25 protein-coding genes are annotated in these 25,819 nt (G+C 54.0%); 11 read left to right on the forward strand and 14 right to left on the reverse strand.

Annotated elements, in window-relative coordinates:
- The first annotated feature begins 18 nt into the window (after positions 1–18).
- The 5 genes from moaB to OGY13_RS03030 are packed head-to-tail and all read left to right on the forward strand — an operon-like array spanning position 19 to position 2,457.
- Complete coding sequence (gene moaB, locus OGY13_RS03010) at positions 19–531, forward strand: molybdenum cofactor biosynthesis protein B (protein ID WP_003035187.1); 513 nt, start codon at positions 19–21, stop codon at positions 529–531.
- A gap of 2 nt (positions 532–533) precedes the next feature.
- On the forward strand, positions 534–1,019 hold the full coding sequence (gene moaC / locus OGY13_RS03015) for a cyclic pyranopterin monophosphate synthase MoaC (protein ID WP_003035188.1): 486 nt from the start codon (positions 534–536) through the stop codon (positions 1,017–1,019).
- Positions 1,012–1,257: a molybdopterin synthase sulfur carrier subunit gene (gene moaD / locus OGY13_RS03020; RefSeq protein ID WP_003831530.1), complete on the forward strand. Its 246-nt coding sequence runs from the start codon at positions 1,012–1,014 to the stop codon at positions 1,255–1,257. The genes moaC and moaD overlap by 8 nt, the downstream gene beginning before the upstream one ends.
- A gap of 1 nt (position 1,258) precedes the next feature.
- Positions 1,259–1,711, forward strand: coding sequence for a molybdopterin synthase catalytic subunit MoaE (moaE, locus tag OGY13_RS03025; RefSeq protein WP_008784190.1), 453 nt, complete (start codon positions 1,259–1,261; stop codon positions 1,709–1,711).
- A 41-nt stretch (positions 1,712–1,752) separates the two neighbouring features.
- On the forward strand, positions 1,753–2,457 hold the full coding sequence (locus OGY13_RS03030) for a Bax inhibitor-1/YccA family protein (protein WP_003831536.1): 705 nt from the start codon (positions 1,753–1,755) through the stop codon (positions 2,455–2,457).
- 100 nt (positions 2,458–2,557) lie between these two features.
- Here the strand turns inward: OGY13_RS03030 and OGY13_RS03035 are convergent, their stop codons facing one another.
- From OGY13_RS03035 to OGY13_RS03045, 3 genes are read right to left on the reverse strand one after another with little or no spacing between them, the layout of a single operon-like run.
- Positions 2,558–3,520, reverse strand: a complete 963-nt coding sequence (locus OGY13_RS03035; RefSeq protein ID WP_060682510.1) for a lysylphosphatidylglycerol synthase domain-containing protein — start codon at positions 3,518–3,520, stop codon at positions 2,558–2,560.
- Complete coding sequence (clsB, locus tag OGY13_RS03040) at positions 3,520–4,761, reverse strand: cardiolipin synthase ClsB (protein ID WP_213752079.1); 1,242 nt, start codon at positions 4,759–4,761, stop codon at positions 3,520–3,522. Before clsB ends, OGY13_RS03035 begins: the two co-directional genes overlap by 1 nt.
- A complete protein-coding gene (locus tag OGY13_RS03045) occupies positions 4,758–5,519 on the reverse strand; it encodes an endonuclease/exonuclease/phosphatase family protein (protein ID WP_057066507.1) in 762 nt (253 codons plus the stop codon). Before OGY13_RS03045 ends, clsB begins: the two co-directional genes overlap by 4 nt.
- A 131-nt stretch (positions 5,520–5,650) precedes the next feature.
- On the opposite strand from OGY13_RS03045, the gene OGY13_RS03050 reads away from it, so the two are divergent.
- On the forward strand, positions 5,651–6,061 hold the full coding sequence (locus OGY13_RS03050; protein WP_003831542.1) for a YbhQ family protein: 411 nt from the start codon (positions 5,651–5,653) through the stop codon (positions 6,059–6,061).
- On the opposite strand, the gene OGY13_RS03055 is transcribed toward OGY13_RS03050, so the two are convergent.
- From OGY13_RS03055 to cecR, 5 genes are all read right to left on the reverse strand, one after another.
- Complete coding sequence (locus OGY13_RS03055; protein ID WP_008784194.1) at positions 6,023–7,129, reverse strand: ABC transporter permease; 1,107 nt, start codon at positions 7,127–7,129, stop codon at positions 6,023–6,025. The two genes, OGY13_RS03050 and OGY13_RS03055, sit on opposite strands and share 39 nt — an antisense overlap.
- 115 nt (positions 7,130–7,244) lie before the next feature.
- Complete coding sequence (locus tag OGY13_RS03060; protein WP_003831545.1) at positions 7,245–8,378, reverse strand: ABC transporter permease; 1,134 nt, start codon at positions 8,376–8,378, stop codon at positions 7,245–7,247.
- Positions 8,371–10,107, reverse strand: coding sequence for an ATP-binding cassette domain-containing protein (locus OGY13_RS03065; protein ID WP_060682507.1), 1,737 nt, complete (start codon positions 10,105–10,107; stop codon positions 8,371–8,373). The genes OGY13_RS03060 and OGY13_RS03065 overlap by 8 nt, the downstream gene beginning before the upstream one ends.
- Complete coding sequence (gene hlyD / locus OGY13_RS03070) at positions 10,100–11,095, reverse strand: secretion protein HlyD (protein WP_008784196.1); 996 nt, start codon at positions 11,093–11,095, stop codon at positions 10,100–10,102. Before hlyD ends, OGY13_RS03065 begins: the two co-directional genes overlap by 8 nt.
- Positions 11,092–11,769: a transcriptional regulator CecR gene (cecR, locus tag OGY13_RS03075; protein ID WP_003831550.1), complete on the reverse strand. Its 678-nt coding sequence runs from the start codon at positions 11,767–11,769 to the stop codon at positions 11,092–11,094. The genes hlyD and cecR overlap by 4 nt, the downstream gene beginning before the upstream one ends.
- Positions 11,770–11,990: 221 nt before the next feature.
- On the opposite strand from cecR, the gene rhlE reads away from it, so the two are divergent.
- From rhlE to OGY13_RS03095, 4 genes are all read left to right on the forward strand, one after another.
- Entirely contained in the window at positions 11,991–13,337 is a 1,347-nt protein-coding gene (gene rhlE, locus OGY13_RS03080) for an ATP-dependent RNA helicase RhlE (protein ID WP_060682506.1), read from the forward strand.
- A gap of 96 nt (positions 13,338–13,433) precedes the next feature.
- On the forward strand, positions 13,434–15,584 hold the full coding sequence (dinG, locus tag OGY13_RS03085; protein ID WP_103284924.1) for an ATP-dependent DNA helicase DinG: 2,151 nt from the start codon (positions 13,434–13,436) through the stop codon (positions 15,582–15,584).
- Between the two features lie 29 nt (positions 15,585–15,613).
- Positions 15,614–16,582, forward strand: coding sequence for a DNA-binding protein YbiB (gene ybiB, locus OGY13_RS03090; protein ID WP_048214626.1), 969 nt, complete (start codon positions 15,614–15,616; stop codon positions 16,580–16,582).
- A gap of 162 nt (positions 16,583–16,744) precedes the next feature.
- Entirely contained in the window at positions 16,745–17,830 is a 1,086-nt protein-coding gene (locus OGY13_RS03095; RefSeq protein ID WP_048226018.1) for a malate/lactate/ureidoglycolate dehydrogenase, read from the forward strand.
- 97 nt (positions 17,831–17,927) lie between these two features.
- Here OGY13_RS03095 and ybiJ read toward each other — a convergent pair whose 3' ends face one another.
- From ybiJ to mcbA, 5 genes are all read right to left on the reverse strand, one after another.
- Complete coding sequence (gene ybiJ, locus OGY13_RS03100) at positions 17,928–18,188, reverse strand: DUF1471 family protein YbiJ (RefSeq protein WP_003831561.1); 261 nt, start codon at positions 18,186–18,188, stop codon at positions 17,928–17,930.
- 300 nt (positions 18,189–18,488) lie between these two features.
- Positions 18,489–18,755 carry a DksA/TraR family C4-type zinc finger protein gene (locus OGY13_RS03105; RefSeq protein ID WP_213752078.1) on the reverse strand — a complete coding sequence of 89 codons (267 nt, stop codon included), beginning with the start codon at positions 18,753–18,755 and terminating at the stop codon, positions 18,489–18,491.
- Positions 18,756–18,830: 75 nt separating this feature from the next.
- Entirely contained in the window at positions 18,831–19,508 is a 678-nt protein-coding gene (gene ybiX / locus OGY13_RS03110) for a PKHD-type hydroxylase YbiX (RefSeq protein WP_048214623.1), read from the reverse strand.
- A gap of 43 nt (positions 19,509–19,551) precedes the next feature.
- Positions 19,552–21,837 (reverse strand): catecholate siderophore receptor Fiu, encoded by a 2,286-nt coding sequence (locus OGY13_RS03115; RefSeq protein ID WP_060683740.1) that lies wholly within the window; start codon positions 21,835–21,837, stop codon positions 19,552–19,554.
- A 290-nt stretch (positions 21,838–22,127) separates the two neighbouring features.
- Entirely contained in the window at positions 22,128–22,388 is a 261-nt protein-coding gene (gene mcbA / locus OGY13_RS03120; RefSeq protein WP_048235782.1) for a DUF1471 family periplasmic protein McbA, read from the reverse strand.
- A gap of 210 nt (positions 22,389–22,598) precedes the next feature.
- Between mcbA and rlmF the strand changes: the two genes are divergently transcribed.
- Complete coding sequence (gene rlmF, locus OGY13_RS03125; protein ID WP_048226015.1) at positions 22,599–23,525, forward strand: 23S rRNA (adenine(1618)-N(6))-methyltransferase RlmF; 927 nt, start codon at positions 22,599–22,601, stop codon at positions 23,523–23,525.
- Here rlmF and ybiO read toward each other — a convergent pair.
- Positions 23,522–25,759, reverse strand: coding sequence for a mechanosensitive channel protein (gene ybiO, locus OGY13_RS03130; protein ID WP_103015136.1), 2,238 nt, complete (start codon positions 25,757–25,759; stop codon positions 23,522–23,524). The two genes, rlmF and ybiO, sit on opposite strands and share 4 nt — an antisense overlap.
- Positions 25,760–25,819 lie beyond the last annotated feature (60 nt).

Consider the following 25,819-nt stretch of genomic DNA (forward strand, 5'->3'; position numbering starts at 1 on the left):
CGCTAAAAGGAGTTTTTCATGAGTCAGGTAAGCGCTGAATTTATCCCGACACGCATTGCTATTCTTACTGTTTCCAACCGTCGCGGCGAAGAAGATGACACCTCCGGCCATTATCTGCGTGACTCGGCGCAAGAAGCGGGTCATCAGATTGTCGATAAGGCGATTGTCAAAGAGAACCGCTACGCCATCCGCGCCCAGGTTTCTGCCTGGATTGCCAGTGACGATGTACAGGTGGTGCTCATTACCGGTGGCACTGGCTTAACCGAAGGGGACCAGGCGCCGGAAGCGCTGCAACCGCTGTTCGACAGAGAAGTCGAAGGGTTTGGCGAAGTATTCCGTATGCTGTCGTTTGAAGAGATTGGCACCGCGACGCTGCAATCCCGCGCGATTGCCGGGGTGGCCAATAAAACGCTGATTTTTGCCATGCCGGGTTCGACCAAAGCGTGTCGTACTGCCTGGGAAAATATCATTGCGCCGCAGCTTGATGCCCGTACGCGTCCGTGTAATTTCCACCCACATTTGAAGAAATAAGTATGTCGCAACTGACTCATATTAACGCCGCTGGCGAAGCGCATATGGTGGATGTCTCCGCCAAAGCGGAAACCGTACGTGAGGCGCGTGCAGAAGCATTTGTAACCATGCGTAGCGAAACGCTGGCGATGATCATCGACGGCAGTCACCATAAGGGTGATGTTTTCGCCACGGCGCGTATTGCCGGTATTCAGGCTGCCAAACGGACCTGGGATCTTATCCCACTGTGTCACCCACTGATGTTGAGCAAGGTCGAAGTCAATTTGCACGCCGAGCCGGAGCACAATCGCGTACGTATTGAAACGCTGTGTCGCCTGACAGGTAAAACCGGCGTTGAAATGGAAGCGTTAACGGCAGCCTCCGTGGCGGCGTTGACCATCTACGATATGTGCAAAGCGGTGCAAAAGGATATGGTGATTGGTCCGGTGCGTTTGCTGGCAAAAAGCGGCGGCAAATCGGGTGATTTTAAGGTGGATGCGCATGATTAAGGTTCTTTTCTTTGCTCAGGTACGGGAACTGGTGAACACCGATGCGTTAGAAGTTGCCGCCGAGTTTGCAACGGTAGAAGCGCTGCGCAAGCATCTGGCGGCGCAAAGCGATCGCTGGGCGCTGGCGCTGGAAGACGGCAAGCTGCTGGCGGCGGTGAATCAGACGCTGGTCAGTTTTGACCATCCTCTTAACGCGGGTGATGAAGTCGCTTTCTTCCCGCCGGTAACCGGAGGCTAAAATGGCTGAAACGCGAATTGTTGTTGGCCATGCGCCGTTCAGCGTTGGGGATGAGTATCCCTGGCTGGCAGAGCGCGATGAAGACGGCGCGGTAGTCACTTTCACCGGTAAAGTCCGCAATCACAATCTCGGTGACAGCGTTAAGGCGTTAACGCTGGAACACTATCCGGGAATGACCGAAAAAGCGCTGGCGGAGATTGTCGACGAAGCGCGTTCGCGCTGGCCGCTGGGTCGGGTGACGGTGATCCATCGCATTGGCGAACTGTGGCCGGGTGACGAGATCGTTTTTGTTGGCGTGACCAGCGCGCATCGCAGCAGCGCGTTTGATGCCGGGCAGTTCATTATGGATTACCTGAAAACCCGCGCGCCGTTCTGGAAGCGCGAGGCCACGCCGGAAGGTGAGCGCTGGGTTGATGCCCGCGACAGTGATAAGCTAGCAGCAAAACGCTGGTAGAGTACAATTGTTGTAGGCTCATACTGATTCAGGAGATTGTCATGGACCGATTCCCACGATCCGATTCTATTGTACAGGCCCGTTCCGGCCTGCAAACGTATATGGCGCAGGTGTACGGCTGGATGACCTGCGGACTATTGCTGACGGCGTTTATCGCCTGGTATGCGGCAAATACGCCCGCGGTGATGATGTTTGTCTTCTCCAGCAAAATCACCTTCTTTGGCCTGATCATCGCTCAACTGGCGCTGGTGTTTGTTCTGTCCGGCATGGTGCAAAGGCTGAGCGCGGGTATGGCGACCACGCTGTTTATGCTCTATTCGGCATTAACCGGGTTGACGCTATCAAGCATCTTTATTGTCTATACCTACTCGTCTATCGCCAGCACCTTCGTGGTCACTGGCGGGATGTTCGGGATCATGAGTTTGTATGGCTACACCACCAAGCGCGATCTGAGCGGCTTCGGCAATATGCTGTTTATGGCGCTGATCGGTATTGTGCTGGCTTCGCTGGTTAACTTCTGGCTGAAGAGCGAAGCGCTGATGTGGGCGGTGACCTATATCGGGGTGATAGTGTTTGTCGGTCTGACCGCCTATGACACGCAGAAGCTGAAAAATATCGGTGAGCAGATCGACCTGCGAGACAGCTCCAATCTGCGTAAATACGCGATTCTTGGGGCCTTAACGCTGTATCTGGACTTCATCAACCTGTTCCTGATGCTGCTGCGTATTTTCGGCAATCGTCGTTAATTGTCTGTTGCCGGATGGCGCTGCGCTTATCCGGCCTACAGTTGTGTATCGAAAGTAGGCCGGATAAGGCGTTAAGCCGCATCCGGCACTATAAGCACCATCATTTCGCCATCGCCTTCTCGTTTTTTACCCGCAGCTTTTTCGCCCGACTCTCCAGCAGCAAAAAACACACCAGCGCCAGCAGTAGCGGAATAAAATAGTACAGCACGCGATACGCGAGCAGCGCGGCAATGATCGTGCCCTGAGACGTGTCCTCTCCTGCCAGCAGCGCCATAAACACCGCCTCCAGCACGCCAATTCCCGCCGGAATATGTACGATAACCCCGGCAATACTGCTTACCAGCAGCACGCCAAGCACGAAGAAATAGTTAATATTCTGACCCAGCAACAACCAGATAATCGCCCCCATAACCATCCAGTTAGTCCCGGATATCGCCATCTGCGCGAGGGCAAATTTCCAGGAGGGGAGCACCAGCTTTTGGCCCTTGATGGTGATGTGACGATGTTTAGCGAAGGTGCAAAACCACAGATAAACAACAATAATAAGCAGCAGCGCTATGCCTAAAATGCGCAATGTGCCTTCATCGATATACCAGTGAGCGGGCAGTTCGACGACGCCGAAGGTAAATATAAAACCGCCCAGCAGAATATAGCCCAGCCAGTTAGTGGTAATACTCAGCGAAAAAATCCGCGTTATTGTGCCCCCCGGCAACCCGAGACGCGAGTAGAGCCGATATCGCATCCCAATACCGCCCACCCAGGTGCTTAACGTCAGGTTGAACGCGTAACAGATAAACGACACCAACATGACCTGGCGTTTTGCCAGTTTGTGACCGCAGTAGTAGCGCCCGAGCAGATCATAACAACCGTAAAGTAAATAACTGACGATCACCAACCCCACGGCGCTGAGCAGGGCGATCCGGTTGTAATCGCGAATTACCGTCCACACTTCCTGCCAGTTGACTTTGCTGGCATAAACGACCAGCAACACGATCACCGCAATAAAAAATAACCATGTGAGGATCTTTTTCGCTAACCGCCAGCGTCGGTGATTTTTTGCCATCAGGGTTTCCCTCCTGCATCCTCAGTTTGTATACGGTCCTGAGTTTCCAGAGCGGGCTGCGCGGGCGGCTCTACCTCGGCCAGATGCGGGGTTTGCGCCGGAAGCCAGCCGACCAGCGCCGGGAAGTGGCGTAAAAAGTGGAAGGCCAACACGCTTTTAGTCAGGTTCCACCAGGTGCGTTTTGGCAGCATGGATTCATCTACCCGCTTGCAGTCCTGCGCAATAATAGGGTTCAGGTTGTCGCGCAGGGTCTGGTTAAACGTGCGGTCATGAATAATCAGATTCGCTTCCAGATTCAGCGACAGGCTCAGCGGATCAAGATTGCTGGAGCCCACCGTCGCCCAGTGATCGTCCATCAGCGCCACTTTGCCATGCAGAGGTTTACGGCGGTATTCGTAGACATGGACGCCACCTTTAACCAGATAGTTGTACAGCAGGCGGGCACCCACTTTCACAATCGGCATATCCGGTTCACCCTGCACAATGAGTTTTACCCGAACGCCGCGTCGTGCTGCTTTACGCAGGGCATGCAGCAGGCGATAACCGGGAAAGAAATAGGCATTGGCAATGATCACTTCCCGTCGGGCCTGGGTCAGCATTTTAAGATAATGGCGTTCAATATCATCGCGATGCTCTTCGTTATCGCGCCAGACAAACAGCGCCTGCGCTTCGCCGGGGCGATGATTGTCGATTGCCCGGTGATGACGTCGCCACCAGCGTCGTACGGCGCTTTGCCCGGGCAGGTTTTCCAGTACAAAGTTCAGAATGTCAGCAACGACTGGACCTTCAACGCGCACGGCGTAATCCTGCTTGGCCTCCGGGCCGTAATCCGACATATGTTCAGCGGAGTAATTGATGCCGCCGACAAAGGCAACACGGTCATCAATGACCACTATTTTTCGATGCATACGGCGAAAGAGATTGGTGCGCATTCCAAAAAGACGCGGACGCGGATCGTAGTAGCGGAAAACAACACCGGCTACGGTCAGCTCTTCAACAAAACTGTCGCTCAGATCCGGCGAGCCGTAGCCATCCAGCAGCACCTCTGCTTTGATTCCTCGTCGGGCGGCTTCGAGCAACGCGGCATGCAGCTGTTTTCCTACCGCATCTTCAAACCAGATAAAAGTCTCAAGGATAATTTTTTGCTGTGCCTGCTCAATGGCGTCAAAGACGGCGGGATAGAATTGATCGCCGTTTTCCAGCAGTTGAATTTGATTGCCTTCACGCCAGCCATATTTCATAAATGAATCTCCGCACTCAGGGGGGCATGATCGGACAAATGTCGCCAGTGACGCAGCGCAAGCGTCGTTGGGGTACTGGCATTCGCGTTTTTCACATAGATCCTGTCCAGGCGCAGCAGGGGAAACTGCACCGGAAACGTTCGCGCCGGGCGACCGTGGGCGCGGGTAAAAATCTCGTCAAGGCCAGCTTTGGCTTTCAACGGGCGATTGGCCGTTTGCCGCCAGTCGTTAAAATCTCCAGCAATCACCACGGGCTCCGCGTTGGGCAGGGCGTTAACCCAGTCTGCCAGCATCGAGAGCTGGGCCTGGCGGTGAGCTTCACGTAGGCCGAGATGCACACACATCACATGAATGGGGAGGGAGAGCATTGGCGGTACGATGCGGCAGTAAAGGACTCCGCGCTTTTCACTCGCGCCGACTGACACATCACGATTTTCATAATGCTCAATGGGATACCGCGACAGCACCGCATTACCGTGATGTCCCTGCGGGTACACGGCGTTACGCCCGTAGGCGAAGTCGCTCCACATTGTGTCTGCCAGAAATTCGTAGTGGCTGGTATCCGGCCAGTTCTCAATGTGCAGCGAATGCGCTTCGTGCGCCCCCATGACTTCCTGCAGACACACAATGTCTGCGCCGACGGTTCTGACGGCTTCCCGTAGCTCAGGCAAAATAAAACGCCGGTTGAAGGCGGTAAACCCTTTGTGAGTATTAATGGTGAGCACATTGAATGAAAATTGAACTCTCGATCCGCTCATGGACCTCCCGTTGGCGTCACTTCCTAAATAAAATAGTGTAGTCGTCGTCACAAAAAGATGCGGTGTTACGGAATTTTCCGTAAAGTCCGGTACTCTGAACAATTAGTCGAAAATCCTTCAGGAGAATAGCCATGAGGTGGCAACAACGTGTTCGTGTCGCAACGGGTCTAAGTTGCTGGCAGATAGTGTTGCATTTACTGGTAGTGGCGTTGCTGGTAATGGGCTGGATGAGCGGCAGACTGGTGCATGTCGGCCTGGGATTGTGCGTCGTGTACGGCGTTACCGTTTTATTGATGCTTGCATTGCAACGTCACCACGAACAGCGCTGGCGCGACGTGGCTGATGTGCTGGAAGAGTTGACCACGACGTGGTATTTCGGTGCCGCCATGATCGTGCTGTGGCTGCTGTCACGCGTGCTGCAAAACAATGTCTTGCTGGCACTGGCGGGGCTGGTCATCCTTGCCGGACCCGCCGTGGTCTCGCTGCTGGCGAAAGACAAAAAGCTACATCACCTTGCGTCTAAACATCGCATACGCCGCTGATCCGGTCGTGGCCGCTATCACTAATAGCGGCCACAAGCTTCCCCAGACAATCTGCAGACTCGCATCTTTCAGGTAAATCTGTTTCGTGATGTCCGTAAAATGGCGGATCGGGTTTATCCACGTCAGATTCTGCAACCAGACCGGCATGTTTTCTACCGGTGAGACATAGCCCGAGAGTAAAATCGCCGGCATCATAAACACAAACACCCCGATAAACGCCTGCTGCTGGGTGGCGCACAGTGACGAAATCAGCAGACCAAAGCCGACCAGCGACAGCCCGTAAATCACCATTGTGAAATAGAACAGCCCCAATGAACCGGCAAACGGAATGTGATAAGCCCAGATACCAATCGCCAGCACAATGGTGGCCTGAAAAGTTGCCACAATTAACGCAGGCACCGCTTTACCGATAAAAATCTGCCAGGTGGTAAGCGGGGAAACCAGCAGTTGATCCAGCGTGCCTTGCTCGCGCTCGCGGGCAACCGAGAGCGAGGTGACGATCATTACGCCGATGGTGGTGATCATGGCGATCAGCGACGGAACCACAAACCATTTGTAATCCAGATTCGGGTTATACCAGTTACGCACCACCAGCTCGCTGTTGTTCGGTTTCGGCTTGCCGTCCATCAGCTCCTGCTGATACTCCTTAACGATTTGTTGCAGGTAATTCGCGGCAATTTGCGCGCTGTTGGAGTTACGTCCGTCGAGGATAATCTGCATGGGAGCCTGCTGGAAGGTATCCAGATTACGCGAAAAATTGGCCGGGAAACGCACCAACAGCAGGGCTTTTTGCGTGTCGATGGTGGGCTGGATCTCCTGCGGACTTTTCAACAGCAGAACATGCGTAAAGGCGCTGGCGCGGGCGAAGCGCTGGGTAAGCTCAACCGAATGTTTACCGTTGTCTTCGTTATAGATAGCGATAGTGGCGTTGGTGACTTCCAGCGTTGCCGCGAACGGGAACAGGATAACCTGAATCAGCACCGGTAAAATCAGAATGGCTCGCGTCTGCGGTTCGCGTAATAGCGATTGCAGCTCTTTGCGAATTAATGTCCATAAGCGATGAAACATGCCTGTCCTCTCAGTCCAGTTTGTAGGCCTGATAAGCTAAGCGCATCAGGCATAATGCCGGATGGCGACGTGAACGCCTTATCCGGCCTACGGCTACAATTATCCATACACGAATTTAATCCAGCCGACGTTTGGTTTTAAGCCACGTCAGGCCAATAAACATCACCGCCGAAGCGATTAAAAACAGCACGTTGATAATCAGCACCACCGGGATATTGCCCGCCAGGAACAAGCTTTGCAGGGTGCTGACGAAATAACGCGCCGGAATAATGTAGGTTACCGCCCGGATAATCGCGGGCATGCTGTCTATCTGGAAGATAAATCCCGACAGCATAATCGAGGGCAGAAAGGCGGCGTTCAGCGCAACCTGCGCGGCGTTAAACTGGTTGCGGGTGATGGTGGAAATAAGCAACCCCATACCGAGTGTACTGAGCAGAAACAGGCTGGTAATGAAAAACAGGATCAGCAACGAGCCGCGGTAGGGCACGCCAAGAATAAACACCGACACCAGCATACACAGCAGCATCGCCAGCATGCCCAGAAAGTAATACGGGATTAGTTTGCACAGTAGGAGTTCGACGCGGGTGACTTCTGTCGACAGCAGCGCTTCCATGGTGCCGCGCTCCCATTCGCGCGCCACCACTAATGAGGTGAGGATGGCGCCAATCACCGTCATGATGATGGTGACCGCCCCGGGAATAATAAAGTGCTGGCTGATGGCCGCCGGGTTAAACCAGTAGCGGGTTTGCACGTCGATCAAAGGTTTGAACGATTCCCCACGATCTTCTGCCCGCTGTTGCTGCCAGATTTGCCAGATGCCTTCGACATAACCCTGCACAAAGTTGGCGGTATTCGGTTCGCTGCCGTCGGTGATCACCTGGATCGGGGCGACATCGTTAGGTCGCGCCATCTGCTGGGCAAAATCCACTGGGATCACCACCAGACCGCGAATGCGCCCGGCCTGCATTTTCTCAATCAGTTCCTGGCGATTATCGCTGATGGTTGCGTCAATATACGGCGAACCGGTCATGGTATGGGTAAAATCCAGCGCCTCTTCACTCTGCTGTTCGAGCAAAATCCCTACCCGCAGCTTGCTGGAGTCGAGGTTGATCCCGTAGCCGAAGATAAACAGCAGCAGCAGCGGGATCACCACCGCAATCAGCCAACTGCTGGGATCGCGGACGATCTGGCGCGTCTCTTTCACGCACAGCGCGCGGACGCGACGCCAGGAGAGAGCGGAGTTACTCATGCGTATGCTCCTTATCCCAGTCATTGATTAGCGTGATGAACGCCTGTTCCATGGTCGGGTCCGGCGTGTCGCTGTCGGCAGCCTGAGCCTTCAGGTCGTCTGGCGTACCGCTGGCTATCAGTTTGCCGCGATACACCAGCCCGATGCGATCGCAGTATTCTGCCTCATCCATAAAGTGGGTGGTCACCATCACCGTGACGCCTTTTTCCACCATACTGTTGATATGCAACCAGAACTCACGACGGGTGAGGGGATCGACCCCGGAAGTGGGTTCATCAAGGAACAGAATGTCGGGTTCATGCATCAGCGAGCAGGCCAGCGCCAGACGCTGCTTAAATCCCAGCGGCAGTTCATCGGTGGCATGGGAAGCGATACTCTTCAGGCCAAATGCTTCGCTCATACGATCGATTTTCTCTTTCTGCGCCCGACCGCGCAGGCCGTAGACGCCGGAGAAAAAGCGCAGATTCTGTTCAACCGTCAGGTTACCGTACAGGGAGAATTTCTGCGCCATATAGCCCAGATGCTGACGCGCTTTACCGGAGCTAACTTTCAGGTCCATATCCAGCACCAGCGCTTTGCCGGAAGTGGGGACCAGCAGGCCGCACATCATTTTAAAGGTGGTGGATTTGCCAGCGCCGTTGGGTCCTAACAGACCAAATATCTCGCCGCGCTGCACGGCAAAGTCTACGTGGTCGGTAGCGGCAAAATCGCCAAATTTCTTGGTCAGCGCTTTGGCTTCGATCACCGTTTCGCCAGGCGTGCCTTCCACGGTATGCAGGATAGCGCCCAGCGGGGATTCCGATGTTCCGGCTCCGCCGAGTAAATCGATAAAGGCATCTTCGAAGCGGGGTGCGGTTTCGTTGATGGTTATCTCCGGCATGCCGTCAGCGTTTTGGATCTGCTGAGCCGTAGCCTCTTTTTTCAGGATTAAACGGACGGATTTGCCCTGAATCATTCCGTCGCTGACCAGCGGCAGTTTTAACGCGCGTTGCAGCAGTCGGCGGTTGTTTTCCTGTGGACTGCTCATCAGGAAGCTGCGACCTGCCATGGTTTGCGTAAGCTGGGTGGGATCGCCCTGGTATAACAGTTCACCTTCGTTCATCAGCAGCACATCACGGCATTGCTCTGCTTCATCCAGATACGACGTACTCCAGAGGATCAGCATGCCGTCCCCGGCCAGCTCGTGGACCATTTGCCACAGTTCGCGACGGGAAATGGGGTCGACACCTACGCCTGGCTCATCCAGCAGCAACACTTTAGGTTCGCCAACCAGCGTACAGGCAAGCCCGAGCTTCTGCTTCATGCCGCCAGAAAGCTTGCCAGCCAGTCGTCCGGTAAATGGTCCCAGCGAGGTGAATTCCAGGAGTCGGGCAAAGGTTTTTTCTCGCGCTTCACCGGTGACGCTGCGTAAGTCGGCATAGAGATTGAGGTTCTCCATGACGGTTAAATCTTCGTACAGACCAAATTTCTGCGGCATATAGCCCAGCACCGCATGTAGTGCGCTGTCGTCTTTGATGGGGTCAAAACCAATCACTTCAGCACTTCCGGCATCAGGTTTTAATAATCCCGCCAGCATTCGCATCAACGTAGTTTTGCCCGCGCCGTCCGGCCCGACAAGCCCGGTCACGTAGCCTGCATGAACGGTACAGTCGAGCGGGGCGACGGCCGGTTTTTCCATTCCGGCAAAGTTTTTCGTCAGCCCTTTAAGCGTAATGACGGCGTCATTCATGCCGTGCCTCATCGCCAAACTTTATCGTTACCGGCATTCCCTGACGCAGCGCATCGTCCGCGTCGGTCACCACAATTCGCAGGCGATAAACCAGGTCGGTACGCAGGTCAGGAGTCTCGACCGTTTTCGGGGTAAATTCGGCGGTAGGAGAAACGAAGCCGATTTTGCCGTGATACGGTTTGTCCGGGCGGCCATCGGTATAGAGCAGGATCTCACGTCCTGGCTGCGCCTGGCTCAGATTTCGTTCGTCAACGTAAGCACGAACCCATACCGGACGCGTGAGCGACAGCGTCAGTACCGTGCCCCCTTCGTTCAGCATGCTGCCGGGTTCAACTGCACGGGTGAGAAGCGTGCCGTCAGACGGCGAGGTCAGCGTGGTGTCATGCAAATTCAGCTCTGCCTGTGCCAGCTCGGCCTGAGCTTGTTCGAGCGTGGCTTTTGCCTGCTCGATGTCCTGCACACGATTACCGCTGCGATACTGCGTGAGTTTATCCTGTGCGGATTTCAGCGAAGCTAACGCCTGATCGCGAGATGAACGGGCGTTTTCCAGATCGTTGGCTGAAATGGTGCGGCTTTTCCACAATCCGACCTGCCGATTGTAAAAGTTCTGCGCGTAATCATAGGCGGCCTGTGCCTGTTTGACTGCCGCCGCGGTTTGCGCGATCTCTTCTTCGCGATACCCTGCCAGCATCAGATCGTATTGTGCCTGTGCGGCGGCAACGTTGGCTTTTGCCTGCATCAATGCGTTTTCATACGGTGCGCGGTCCAGTTCACCCAGCACCTGACCGGCGGTAATCGCATCGCCTTCGTCAACCGCCAGCGAGGCCAGCCTGCCGCCGACACGAAAACTCAGGTTGACGCTACGGATATCGACATTGCCGTATAGCGTCAGGCCGTTATCTTGCCGACTCTGATACCACCACGTTCCACCGGCAATCACGGCAACGAGGGCCGCGATAACCAGCCCGAGAACGACAGGTTTTTTCATGACTCCAGACTCCTTTGCGTTAAACCTTGCAGAATAAGATCGATGTGACAGGTGATCGTTTGGTCAATCAGCGCGGTTTTATCCTCATCAAATTGTGACCAGCCTGTACGCAACAGAATGGTTTCTTTCCCCAGACGAAAAGCCAGCACCTCGCCGAGTATGGCGTGGGTGTGCAGAATCATTTGGGTATCATTGGCATCGCCGCCCGTATAGGCGGCAATCAGGCGCGTCAGATGTGTATGTAGCGGATTGATAACCTGGTCGTGCACCAGTTGATAAGCCGCGGTGGGGGAAAGCTGTTCGCGCGAGATAAATTTGCTCAGGTTAACGGTGTCGTCCTGAGTTAACAGCATGATCATATTTTTGCAGGCGCGCAGGATCAGTTCGCGCATCGCGCCACGGTCCGGCTCAGGCTGGGCGAATAAACGCTCGGCCTCTTCAGCGTGCGGGCGAAACTGTGCACCGATAAAATCCGCAATCCACTGGGCGCAGGCGAGATATAAATCCTCTTTTGAGCCAAAATAGTAGGTGATAGCCGCAATGTTTTGCCCGGCCTGTGCAGCGATATCGCGCGTCGTGGCGTGCAGACCATACTCACCGAATTGCGCCAATGCGGCGGCAATGAGCTGGTTCTTCGCCTGTTCACCTTTGGTTGTCATGGTGGGTGTATTCATGGCACGACTCTGATCTTAATCAATCGATTGATTAAGATTATGACTGATGTGCAGCCTTGTCCAGTCCGGAGCGTTATTTTCCAGTGAAGGGATAATTTATGCGGCACATCACAAAAACTGCTACACTCCGCCCCTTCATGACATTGTGGTTTTTGTCATCTCTATTGTATGTATCTCCCTGAAAACGACACCGGTAACGGTCAGGGCGGTTCGGAGTTGTTATGTCTTTTGATTCCCTTGGTTTAAACCCTGAAATTTTACGTGCCGTTGCCGAGCAGGGTTACCGTGAACCTACCCCTATTCAGCAGCAGGCTATTCCTGCCGTGCTGGAAGGCCGCGATCTGATGGCTAGTGCCCAGACCGGTACGGGGAAAACGGCAGGTTTTACCCTGCCGCTGTTGCAGCACCTGATCACCAATCAGCCGCATGGTAAAAGCCGTCGTCCGGTTCGTGCACTGATCCTCACGCCAACCCGCGAACTGGCGGCCCAGATTGGCGAAAACGTCCGTGATTACAGTAAGTATCTGAATATTCGCTCGCTGGTGGTCTTCGGCGGCGTCAGCATTAACCCGCAGATGATGAAGCTGCGTGGCGGCGTAGATGTGCTGATCGCTACTCCGGGTCGTTTGCTCGATCTGGAACACCAGAATGCGGTGAAACTTGATCAGGTTGAGATCCTGGTACTGGATGAAGCTGACCGCATGCTGGATATGGGCTTTATTCACGATATTCGTCGCGTTCTGGCAAAACTGCCGGCAAAACGTCAGAACCTGTTGTTCTCGGCAACGTTCTCTGATGACATTAAATCGCTGGCCGAAAAACTGTTGCACAACCCGCTGGAAATCGAAGTGGCGCGTCGTAATACCGCGTCAGAGCAGGTTACTCAGCACGTTCATTTCGTTGATAAAAAACGTAAACGCGAACTACTGTCGCAGATGATTGGTCAGGGCAACTGGCAGCAGGTGCTGGTGTTTACCCGTACCAAACATGGCGCGAACCATCTGGCAGAGCAGCTGAATAAAGACGGCATCCGCAGTGCGGCTATCCACGGTAATAAATCTCAGGGTGCGCGTACGCGTGCGCTGGCTGATTTTAAATCCGGTGATATTCGCGTGCTGGTAGCGACCGACATTGCCGCGCGAGGTCTGGACATTGAAGAGTTACCGCACGTGGTGAACTACGAGCTGCCAAACGTCCCGGAAGACTACGTGCACCGCATTGGTCGTACCGGTCGTGCGGCCGCTACCGGCGAAGCGTTGTCTCTGGTGTGCGTCGATGAACACAAGCTGTTGCGTGACATCGAGAAGTTGCTGAAAAAAGAGATCCCGCGTATTGCAACGCCAGGCTATGAACCAGACCCGTCCATTAAAGCTGAGCCGATCCAGAACGGTCGTCAGCAGCGTGGCGGCGGCGGTGGTCGTGGGCAGGGCGGAGCAGGGCGTGGACAGCAGCCGCGTCGTCAGGATGGCGGAGCGCCAAAAGCGAAGCCGCGTAATGGCGAAGGCAAACCGGCAGGTGACAAGCCTCGTCCACCGCGCCGTCCGCGCAAACCGTCTGCAGCGCAGTAATTGCGAGCCCGGCCGAAAGGTCGGGCTTTTCTTTTTGCGACACGGGATAGAAAGTGCCACAATAGTGGCTGTTTATACAGTATTTCAGGTTTTCTCATGGCACTTACCGCCGCGCTAAAAGCGCAAATCGCCGCCTGGTACAAGGCGCTTCAGGAACAGATCCCCGACTTTATCCCCCGTGCGCCGCAGCGGCAGATGATTGCTGACGTCGCGAAAACGCTCTCCGGGGAAGAAGGGCGGCATCTGGCGATTGAAGCACCGACCGGAGTGGGGAAAACCCTGTCGTATCTGATTCCTGGTATTGCCATCGCGCGTGAAGAACAAAAAACGCTGGTGGTCAGTACCGCCAACGTCGCTTTGCAGGACCAGATCTACAGCAAAGATTTACCGCTGCTGCGCAAAATTATCCCCGACCTGCGTTTTACCGCTGCGTTTGGTCGCGGACGCTATGTCTGCCCGCGTAACTTAGCGGCGCTGGCCAGCACTGAACCCAATCAGCAGGATCTGCTGGCTTTTCTCGACGATGAACTGACGCCCAACAACCAGGAAGAACAAAAGCGCTGCGCCAGGCTAAAAGGCGATCTCGACAGCTACAAGTGGGACGGGCTGCGCGACCACACCGATATCGCTATCGACGACGGACTCTGGCAGCGTCTGAGCACCGATAAAGCCAGCTGTCTGAATCGCAACTGTCACTACTATCGTGAATGCCCTTTTTTTGTTGCCCGCCGGGAGATTCAGGAAGCTGAAGTGGTCGTGGCTAATCATGCGCTGGTAATGGCGGCCATGGAAAGCGAAGCCGTTTTGCCGGAGCCGAAAAACCTACTGCTGGTACTTGATGAAGGCCACCATTTGCCGGATGTCGCGCGCGATGCGCTGGAGATGAGCGCAGAAATCAGCGCCCCCTGGTATCGACTTCAGTTGGATCTATTTTGCAAATTAGTGGCTACCTGCCTGGAGCAGTTTCGCCCGAAGACCACGCCGCCACTGGCAAATGCCGAGCGTCTGAACGGTCACTGTGAGGAACTGTATGAGCTGATTTCATCGCTCAATAACATTCTTAATCTGTATATGCCCGCTACCCAGGAGGCAGAACACCGCTTCGCGATGGGCGAATTGCCTACGGAAGTGATGGAGATTTGTCAGCGTCTGGCAAAGCTAACAGAAATGCTGCGCGGTCTGGCGGAACTGTTCCTCAACGATCTCAGCGAAAAAACCGGCACTCACGATATCGTGCGTCTGCATCGGGTTATTTTGCAGATGAACCGGGCGCTGGGCATGTTTGAGGCGCAAAGCAAACTGTGGCGGCTGGCATCGCTCGCGCAATCGTCAGGCGCGCCGGTGAGTAAATGGGCGACGCGCGAGGTGCGTGACGGGCAGATCCACGTCTGGTTCCACTGCGTGGGGATCCGTGTGAGCGATCAGCTCGAACGACTGCTGTGGCGTAGCGTCCCGCATATTATTGTCACTTCCGCAACGCTGCGCTCGCTCAACAGCTTCTCACGTTTGCAGGAGATGAGCGGTCTGAAAGAAAAAGCAGGGGACCGGTTTGTCGCGCTGGATTCACCGTTTAATCACGTTGAACAGGGCAAAATAGTCATTCCGCAGATGCGCTACGAACCGTTAATTGATAACGAAGAGCAGCATATCGCGGAAATGGCCGCCTATTTTCGCGAACAGCTGGAGAGTAAAAAGCATCAGGGCATGCTGGTACTCTTTGCCAGCGGTCGCGCGATGCAGCGTTTTCTTGAGCATGTTACCGATCTGCGCCTGCTGTTGCTGGTGCAGGGCGATCAGCCGCGCTACCGTCTGGTGGAGTTGCACCGCAAACGGGTGACCAACGGCGAGCGCAGTGTGCTGGTTGGGCTGCAATCTTTTGCTGAAGGTCTGGACTTGAAAGGCGACCTGCTGACTCAGGTGCATATTCACAAAATTGCTTTTCCGCCTATCGACAGCCCGGTGGTGATCACTGAGGGCGAGTGGTTGAAAAGTCTGAACCGCTACCCCTTCGAGGTGCAGAGCCTGCCTGCGGCGTCGTTCAATTTGATCCAGCAGGTTGGGCGACTCATCCGTAGCCATGGCTGCTGGGGAGAAGTGGTTATTTATGACAAGCGTTTATTGACCAAAAGCTATGGCAAGCGTTTACTGAACGCGTTACCCATATTTCCGATAGAGCAACCTGCTGTGCCAGACGTTATAGTAAAACCAAAAGAAAAAGCGAAACCCACGCGCCGCCGTCGGCGTTAACGATGCGAGCAACAGGCAAGGAGTTATCGATGGATTACCGCAAAATCATTAAAGAGATTGGGCGAGGAAAAAATCACGCGCGTGACCTGGATAAGGATACTGCTCGCGGACTGTATACCCATATGATGAACGGCGACGTACCTGACCTTGAGATGGGCGGGGTACTGATTGCGCTACGTATCAAGGGCGAAGGTGAAGCGGAGATGCTGGGCTTTTACGAAGCGATGCAAAACCACACCATTCGCCTGACTCCGCCGGTAACCAAACCCATGCCGATTGTCATTCCCAGCTACAATGGCGCGCGCAAGCAGGCGAATTTGACTCCGCTGCTGGCGATTTTACTGCATAAACTCGGTTTTCCGGTGGTGGTGCACGGCGTCAGCGAGGATCCAACCCGCGTACTGACTGAAACCATTTTCGAACTGATGGGGATTACGCCAACGCTGCATGCCGGGCAGGCGCAGGCAAAGCTGGATGGTCATGAGCCGGTGTTCATCCCGGTGAGCGCGCTGTGCCCTCCGCTGGAGAAACAGCTGGCGATGCGCTGGCGCATGGGGGTGCGTAACAGTGCACATACGCTGGCTAAATTAGCCACGCCGTTTGCTGAAGATGCCGCGCTGCGTCTTTCCAGCGTGTCCCACCCGGAATATGTTTCGCGCGTGGCGAAGTTCTTCGGCGATATCGGTGGGCGCGGCCTGTTGATGCATGGTACCGAGGGCGAAGTGTATGCCAACCCGCAGCGCTGCCCGCAGATAAGCCTGATAGATTCATCCGGTGTGCGAGTGCTACAAGACCGACAGAGCGAGATGCCTGACGAGCCGGTACCGCTACCGGTAGCAAAAGATCCGGAAACCACCGCGCGCTGGATTGAGCGTTGTCTGGCTGGCAGTGAGCCTGTTCCGGCATCGTTGAAAATCCAGATGGCCTGCTGCCTGGTGGCAACCGGTGAGTCCGCCTCACTGGCTGAAGGACTTGCCCGCGTCGAGCAAAGTTTCTAAACCATTTGTTATCCCGACGGGCCTGTTGCCTGGCCCGTCGGTTCTCTCTTTTCGGCAATGTGAAATTTCTGCACGTTTATTGACCTCCAGCGCACCGTGGCGCAGCATAGTTTGTTGAAAAATAAGAAACACAACAAACACGCGACACAACAGGAGATAACAATGAACAGTGGACATCGCTTCCATGTGCCAACGCTGCACGCCTTTATCCAGGCCGTTTTTCATCAGATGGGAAGCAATGATCAGGAGGCGCGGCTGGTGGCCGACCATCTGATAGCCTCTAACCTCGCCGGTCACGACTCCCATGGCATCGGTATGATCCCAAGCTATATTCGTTCATTCTCGCAGGGGCATCTGCAGATCAACCGTCATGCCAAAGTGGTAAAAGATGCGGGGGCGGTGATTACGCTTGACGGCGACTGTGCGTTTGGTCAGGTGGCGGCGCACGAGGCAATCACGCTTGGAATCGAAAAAGCGCGTCAGTACGGAATCGCCGCCGTGGCATTACATAATTCGCACCATATCGGCCGTATTGGCTACTGGGCGGAGCAATGTGCGGCGGCAGGTTTTGTCTCGGTGCATTTTGTGAATGTGGTGGGGATCCCGATGGTCGCACCGTTTCATGGGCGCGATAGCCGTTTTGGCACCAATCCTTTCTGCGTCGTATTCCCGCGTAAAAATACCTTCCCACTGTTGCTGGACTATGCAACCAGCGCCATCGCGTTTGGCAAAACCCGTGTGGCATGGCATAAGGGCGAGCCGGTGGCTCCAGGATGCCTGATTGATGTGGCGGGTGTTCCCACTACCGATCCTGCGGTAATGCAGGTTTCTCCGCTGGGGTCGTTGCTGACCTTTGCCGAGCACAAGGGGTATGCGCTGGCGGCGATGTGCGAAATTATGGGCGGTGCGCTTTCTGGCGGTAAAACCACACATGAAGAGAGCCTGCAGACCAGCGCGGACGCCATCATTAACTGTATGACCACCATCATTATGAATCCACAACTGTTCGGCGCGCCGGACTGCGACAACCAGGTCGCGGCATTTGCTGAGTGGGTGAAAGCGTCGCCGCATGCTGAAGATGCCCCGATCCTGTTGCCTGGGGAGTGGGAGGTGAATACTCGCGAGGAACGGCTGGAACACGGTATTCCGCTGGATGCCGGAAGTTGGCAAGCGATTTGTGAGGCGGCACTGCAAATTGGGATGCCAGACGCCGTGTTGCAGGAATTCTGTCAACGGCTGAAACAATAGGCAAAAAAAAGCCCGTCCAGTGGCGGACGGGCAAACAAAGGGTAACAAACAGGGTCAATGAGGGTTGGAGCATTGGGTCGTACAGGTAATCTTTCGGTTATTTATAGATAACCGCGGTGCCGCTCATTTTGTCTTTGCCGATAGCAGAAGTGATGCTGTACCCAGTTGCGCCAGCAGCATTCGCTTTCTCAGCCAGTTTGGCTTCCAGTCCGTCCAGCGTAGTGGCGCCGTCAGCAGATACCACTCCAATTTTGTTCATGTTTTGCGCCTGAGTAGAGGAAACCGGCTCGGCAGCGAAAACGCCAAATGACAGGGTAGACAGGGCGATGGCAGCAACAGCAAATTTGATATTTTTCATGATTAATCTCTCGCAGGGTTGTTCTGTTAGTCAGTGTTCTTTAAGAAGACGTTGTTCCGTCGATGTGATAAGTATCACGTTTTTTTTGGTGAGAGAAAATCGAATAGAATTGACGACATCAATCAAAAAAATTGAATGACAAATAACTTATTGAATATTAATAAATTCGAGTAAGGGATTTACAGTTCTTGTCATTGCGCTTTACAGAGAAGGCGACAACGGCACATTTTGCTACACAGGGTGCAAAAAAGCGTGCTCGTAAAGGAAATCGTATGCGCTGAAACTTTTGGTAAAGATAAGTCAACGTAGCTGGCTGTCTTTCGAACCCCTGCGATTATATCCTGAAAATGCTGAGTTATGTGAATCTTTATCCTGTTGGCAGGTGATGCATAAGCGTACCCCTGGCACGGCCTCACGTCTGGCCTGAGGGATAGGATTGCCGCATTCTTCGCATTCATACAGACTTTCCCCCGTCGGTAACTCACCGCGAACGCGGGCAACAGCATCTTCAATAGTATTGTTGATCTGTTCGTTAACCGCGTCGTCATTTGCCCATCCGGATGCCATGTGTACCTCCTGCTGATGTCTACAGACTAAGTATAGCGAAGGTGATGGTTGAAAAACGACCACGCGCCAGCAGTATCAGATTTCAGACCATTCACGCAGCAGGTTATGGTAGAGATTGAGTAATGACAGGATCTCGCTGCTCTCCCCATGGCGAGCCTTCAGGGATTGAATGTTTTTATCCAGTTCAAAAAGCATGGCGCGATTTTTGTCGTCACGGACCATCGACTGTATCCACATAAAAGACGCTACACGAACGCCATGGGTCACTGGCGTGACGCAATGTAGGCTGCTGGAAGGGTAAAGCACCAGATCGCCTGCCGGAAGCTTCACCGCATGCTGGCCGTAAGTATCATTGACCAGCAGTTCTCCCCCTTCATAATCATTCGGGTTACTCAGGAATAAAGTTGCGGAAAGGTCCGTGCGCATCCAGCCGTTTTGCGGATGGCTACGCACCGCACCGTCAACGTGAAAACCGTAGGTCTCGTTGTCCTGGTAGCGATTAAACAGCGGTGTGGAGAGCGTTTTCGGTAGTGCTGCGGCGAAGAAAAGCGCGCTGTTATTTACCGCAGTCTGTACCGCCTGTTGTAAAACGCCGTAGCGTTCACTTTGCGTATTCACCTGCTGGTTGTTTTTAACCTGCGCCCCCTGAGCGCCGGTGGTTGCGCGGCCATCAACCCAGTCGGCAGCGTCCAGTTGTTCGCGAAACCAGGCTACATCCTGCGCCGACAGAACGCCGGGAATGTGGTACATCATCAGTGTTTCTCCTGAAAGTGGGGCTTACGCCCCACGCGATGGATTAGAAATGCATATTGGCGGTGAGCAGGAAAGTTCTTGGCTCGCCCGGATGATAGCGGTATCCACTCTTGTTTATGGAAGATACATAATCGGTGTCGAACAGGTTATAGACGTTTAGCTGGAAATCGAGATTGCGATTCACGCGATAGCCCAGTTTGGCGTCAGCGACCCAGTAACCTTCAGTGTAGGATGGCGTACCCACCGCACCGTCGGAACCGCGATGCATACTGCCCACGTAGCGAGCGCCTGCGCCAACGGAGATATCATCGGTAGCCTGATACTGGTTCCACAGCGTGAATGCATGTTCCGGTGTATATGGCAGGGAAGAGGATCCATCTTGAGCAACGTTTTTACCGCTGTGGATGGTCGCGCGTTGCTGGGTGTAACCCCCAATAATCTGCCATGCGGGAGTGATGTTACCTGCTACCGAGAGCTCGTAGCCTTCAACGCGTTTCTCTCCGTACTGGGAATAGGTACCGTCGTCGTTCTGCTCAACTTCATTCTCAATATCTGTGCGGAAAATCGCGGCGGTTAACAGCAGGCGCTTATCCAGCACCTCCCATTTGGTGCCGATCTCGCTGGTTTTCGCTTTCTGCGGTTTGAAATCGGTACGGTTCGCACTGTTACCGCTGCCGCCCTGAGCAAGAGCAAAGTTGCTGCCGCCCGGCGGTTGCTGAGAAACGGCATAGTTGATGTACACGTTACCGTTATCGGTCAGGTGATACAGCGCGCCAGCTTTCCAGTTCACCAGATTGCCTGATTTGGCTGTATCCACAGTGGTGACCGGGGAACCTTTGGCCACGCCTGTCGGGCACGCGACTGCGCCGCGACCGGAAGCGCCACAAGCGGTGGCGCTGTCATATTCCGTGCGGTAATTGTCGAGGCGAATACCACCGTTCAGCTCGAATTCACGGGTAATTTGTAGCGTATCAAAAGCGTATACACCGAAGGTGTCTGTTTGCCCGTTAGCGTTGGCGCCGTTACGAGACAATCCGCCGATATTCACATTGCTGTCGGGGTGATAGATATTCACCGGTGGTGGGGTGATCGGCGCCACGCCATAGTTGGTTTGTGTTTCGCGCGTCAACTCCACGCCGGTGCTGATGTCGTGACCGATGGATCCCGTGTAGAACGTTGAGGTCAGGTTGGTCTGGTTGGTCAAGATCTTATTGCTGACATCCTTGGTATTTGCCAGGCGTGACCAGGTCCAGCTGTCGACGCTGCTGGTGGGTTGGGTGATGTTAGACGCGCCGCCCATCACCGCCGTCATCAGATAATCCTGTTTAATGCGCGACCAGCGGGTGGTGTTGCGAATAGTGGTGCTGTCGTTCAGGTCATGTTCAAAACGCATCGTCGCGGTATCGGTTGTCGAATCGTCATAATCCGAGTTGGTACCGTAGAAATTATGCGTGTCCACTTTGCCTGAATGATTCAGTGCAGAAGTCCCCGCAGAAGGTGCGGAGTATCCCGGCAGGCCAATGGTAGGGATGCCGCCATCCGGCGTGTTGTGTTGGGTGACATGCAGATAGTTCAGGTACAGTCGGTTCTCAGTCCCTAAGCCAAAAGCGAGAGAGGGGGCCACACCGTAACGTTCATTCTTAACATTATCGCGACCAGCATCATGCGTTTTTTCACCCATCAGGTTTAAACGTGCGGCGGTGGTCTCGCCGATGACCTGGTTAATGTCCAGCGTACCACGGCGGAACCAGGCGCTACCGACGCTGGCCGATGCATCGATTCCTGAGTCGGTGCGTGGCTGTTTGCTGATCATATTGATAGAGCCAGTCGGTGCGCTACGTCCATAGTCGGTACCGGAAGGACCTTTGATTACTTCCACCTGTTCGGTATTGAAGGTGTCGCGCGTGACGCTGCCAATATCACGGATACCGTCGATATAAATACTGTTCGAGGTATCCGCACCACGCATGTAAACCGCGTCACCGGTGCTGGAGTTACCGTTCTCACCGGCGAAAAATGCGCCAACGCCCGGGACGTTTTTCAGCGCGTCGGTCAGATTTGTTGCGCCTTGATCCTTAATCACCTGCTCAGAAATCACCGTCATGGTGCGGGTTGTATCCGCCACCGGACGGGAGAATTTAGGGTCGGCAGACTGTGTTGGGGCGTACAGCGAAGGTTTGGCCGCTTCAACGATCAGAGTGTCTTCTTGTTTTTTATCCTGGTCGTCCGCAGCGACAGCCTGAGCTATAGGGGACAGGCCAATGCACAGACCGGCAAAAAAAGTCAGTGAGTGAAAGCTACTGGACGGCAAGTTGCGATTTTTATCCATGTTAATGAGTGACTTATTATTTTTTGAGTGGACGGTTTCACTCGCGCGAAGGGACATCTCTATGGATGTTATACCCTGCAGGCCTCGCGGAAATGAATGTGTAATTGATAATGATTTTGATAAGCATTACTAATCAGTGCGACGTTTTAGCATTCATTAATTCAAAAATAAATACATTTATTTACATTGGATTCAAAATGCCAACATATTGATTACAAATTGAACTGCAATGAAGTGAACAGCGCGCAGAAAACTGCATTCGGGATGAATGCAGTTGGGCTGAGAAGGGGTTACTTATAGATGGTTGCGGTGCCGTACATCTGATTTTTACCGCCTGCAGAATTAACGACAAAGCCTTTTGCGCCTTGCTCTTTCGCTTTCTCCGCCAGCTTGTCTTCCAGGTCGCTCAGATTAGAGGCGCCGGTAGCGGATACGGTGCCGGAAGCATGTAGCTGACCGGTTGCAGGGCTAGTGTTGGGCTGTGCAGCAAAGGAGGCAAATGTCATGCCGGAAAGTACGGTAGCAGCAAGTAATGTGAGGCATTTCTTCATGGTGATGTCCTCTGAAAAACAACAGGTGTGCCTGATAAGTTTAGGTCGTCAGCGGATGACATTTACCGCAAAAAATTGGTGATGAACTGTCTGTTTTTTGAACAATCAGCAAGGCGTCAAACAGGTGTAAAAAATCAAATTTCCTTGTTGTGTGTGTTTACCGCGTGGCGTTATGCGGGTATCTTACGCCGCTGTTAAAAGGAGAATGCTATGTCCGCCCAGAAACCGGGATTACACCCACGCAACCGCCACAATGGCCGTTATGATCTTGCGACTTTATGCCAGGTTACGCCCGAGCTGACGCAATTTCTCACCCTCACGCCCGGCGGTGAGCAGAGTGTTGATTTCGCGAATCCGCAGGCAGTAAAGGCGCTCAATAAAGCACTGCTGGCGCATTTTTATGCGGTGAAAAACTGGGATATTCCAGATGGTTTTCTGTGCCCGCCGGTGCCTGGTCGTGCTGACTACATACACCATTTGGCCGACCTGTTGGGTGAAACCAGCGGAACCATTCCGGCAAATGCGAGCGTGCTGGACGTGGGAGTGGGGGCAAACTGTATTTATCCACTGATCGGCGTGCATGAATATGGCTGGCGATTCACGGGTAGTGAAACCAGTAGCGAAGCGTTTAACAGCGCTCAGGCGATCGTCAACGCCAATCCGGGATTAACCCGTGCTATTCGTCTGCGTCGCCAGAAAGATGCAACGGCAATCTTCAACGGCATCATTCACAAAAATGAGCAGTATGAAGCCACATTATGTAACCCGCCATTCCATGATTCTGCGGCCTCAGCCCGTGCCGGAAGCGAGCGCAAACGCCGTAATCTGGGACAGGACAAAGACGATGCGCTGAACTTTGGCGGACAGCAGCAGGAGCTGTGGTGTGAAGGCGGTGAAGTGGCGTTCATCAAGAAAATGATTGCTGAAAGCCAGGCCTTTGGTCGCCAGGTGATGTGGTTCACCACGCTGGTGTCGCGCGGTGAGAACTTGCCTCCGCTGTACCATGCATTAACGGATGCGGGCGCGGTGAAAGTGGTCAAGAAAGAGATGGCCCAGGGACAAAAGCAGAGTCGCTTTATTGCCTGGACCTTTATGGATAACGATCAGCGTCGTCGTTTTATGGCGCGTAAACGCTAAAGCGTTGGCTCGGTTGGCGGTAGCGGTTCGCTTGCCGCCGACGCAGGGCCATTCCCTGGTGCAGGTAACACTTGATACGTCTGTACCGGGGCGCGTATTTTGGCCAGATCGAAGTATTTCTTCACCTGGCTGTCGAGCGCAAAACGTACCGTCCACTGCTTCAGCGGTAAGGTGGTAAACGAGACCCGTAGCGTGAATGCCGTATTGGTTAATCCTACAATCCCGGCAAACGACGGTTCGCCGATAATCAGCCCGCGAATATCATCTTTTTCCATCACCGCAGCAACCGCGTCTTTCAACGCCTGATTCGCTTTATCCGCATCCTCATGGCGGTCTACGTCGTAATTGGCGACGACCGATCCAATTCCACGCACAAAGTTGGCGAAGGTCGTTATCGATGACCAGGGAATAATATGGTACGCCCCGGTGTCCTGACGCACGCCCACAGAACGAATGGACATTCGTTCAACCGTACCGGTGAGTGGACCGATGGTCACCAGGTCGCCGGTGTTCATGCCATTTTCAAACTGAATAAAAATCCCGGTAATAATATCTTTTACCAGCGTTTGCGAGCCGAAAGAGATTGCCAGCCCCAGCGCCCCGGCCCCGGCCAGCAATGGGGCGATATTAACGCCAATTTCCGACAGCACAATCATGATGGTGATCGTGCTGATGATCACCGCCAGCGCGTTGCGAAACAGCGTCAACAGGGTTCGGGTACGAGCGCTGGGTAGCGGGCGGCCATGAATATCGGAAGCCAGGCGATTTTCAATCAGGCTGGCGAGGATCGTCCAGCCGATGGCGGAGAAGAATAAAATCAGCGCGATACGGATCAGAATATCCACCGTTTTTTCTCCTGCGCCGTAATGCAGCCAGTTCCAGAAGTCGAACAGTCCCCAGGCATTCAATAGCAGCATGACCGCAACGCACACCGTCAGGATCCTGGCCACGCTTAACGCCGTCGACAGCCAGCCATTCAGCCGCTTTTGGAGTTCCGGATAGTTGCGCTGGGTGTGTGGCGAAAGGGTAATAGTTTTGGCTATCCAGCGGGAAAACATGCCGGAAACAAAGGCGGCAATTCCAATGATTACCAGGCTGCGCAGCGTAGCGCCCATCATGAATTTCAGGCTGTTGCCCGGATCAAACAGTGAAAAGAAAAACAGCACAATGAAGTAGGCGCTGGCCAGCCAGTGCCATACCAACGCAAAGGCGCGGATAAACAGGCTGAAAAAAGCTAACGATCTTTCTGCCAGATTCTGTAAATGCAGCGTTATCTCTTTCTTGTTTCTGAAAATCAGGTACAGCGCCCATAGCGTGATACACAGCATGATGATGACGTTGGCCATCGCGCCGACCTGCACATTGACCTGATTGGAGATAATGGGAACGGCAACTATAAGCCCGTAACCAATCAAACTGCTTAATGAACTCAAACGCCGATTCCAGTAGCGCGCACCGGCATCCTGAATGTTAAACGGACGCAGTTCGGCCACTGTTGGGCAAAATATCAGACGCAGAATGGCTTTGAAGAACTCAATCAGGGCAAAGGCATTGAGAAACAGGCTTTGCTGAAAGGCGATGGTGCGACTGCCGGCGTTCATTCTGTCGCTCAGTATCTGCCCGACAAACAATGTCAGCGCCAGCAGAAGCAAATCAATAATGAATGCGCCAACGATCATTGCTGGAAGCTGCAGCCAGTTGCTGCGTTCGCGGTTTTTCCGCCGCGCCCATTGCCCCATTTTGCGATACAGCGGCAGCGCGCACAGGCGGATCAGCCAGTAAAACCCGAACACTGACGCCGCCAGCATTAAAAAATGAGTCAGGGCATTGGTGAACGTTTGCGGGTTAAAGGTCTTGTGCGGTGCATCGGTAATATTGCGATAAAGTTGGGCAAAGCGGCTGGAGAGCGCCTCACCGTAGTGCCGTGTGACATCCGTGACGTTTTCCAGCACCGTTTTTTCTTCTGTTAATGTGGGTGGAACAATGGTTGGCACCGGCTCGGCAGGGGGCGCTGTCGCCACTTTGCGTAACTGATCGATCAGTTCCTTCCGCGAGGCGTCATTTTCCAGCACATCCGCCAGTGCGCCGTAGGCCGCTTTCTTCTGTTCAACATCCGGCTCTTTCGTTGGCGCGGCTTGTGCGTTGGTTGACGTTGGCGAGGTGACGCCAGGTATTGTCACCGCCTGAGCCGGAAGACTCAGCAGACAAACAAAGATGAACAAGATCCAGCGCATGACTCCTCCCATGAGAAAATAAATTCAAAAGGATAAGTATAGATGTCAGAGCGGGAGGGA

It is taken from the genome of Citrobacter sp. Cpo045, from assembly GCF_030332875.1.
Taxonomy (GTDB): Bacteria; Pseudomonadota; Gammaproteobacteria; order Enterobacterales; family Enterobacteriaceae; genus Citrobacter; species Citrobacter portucalensis.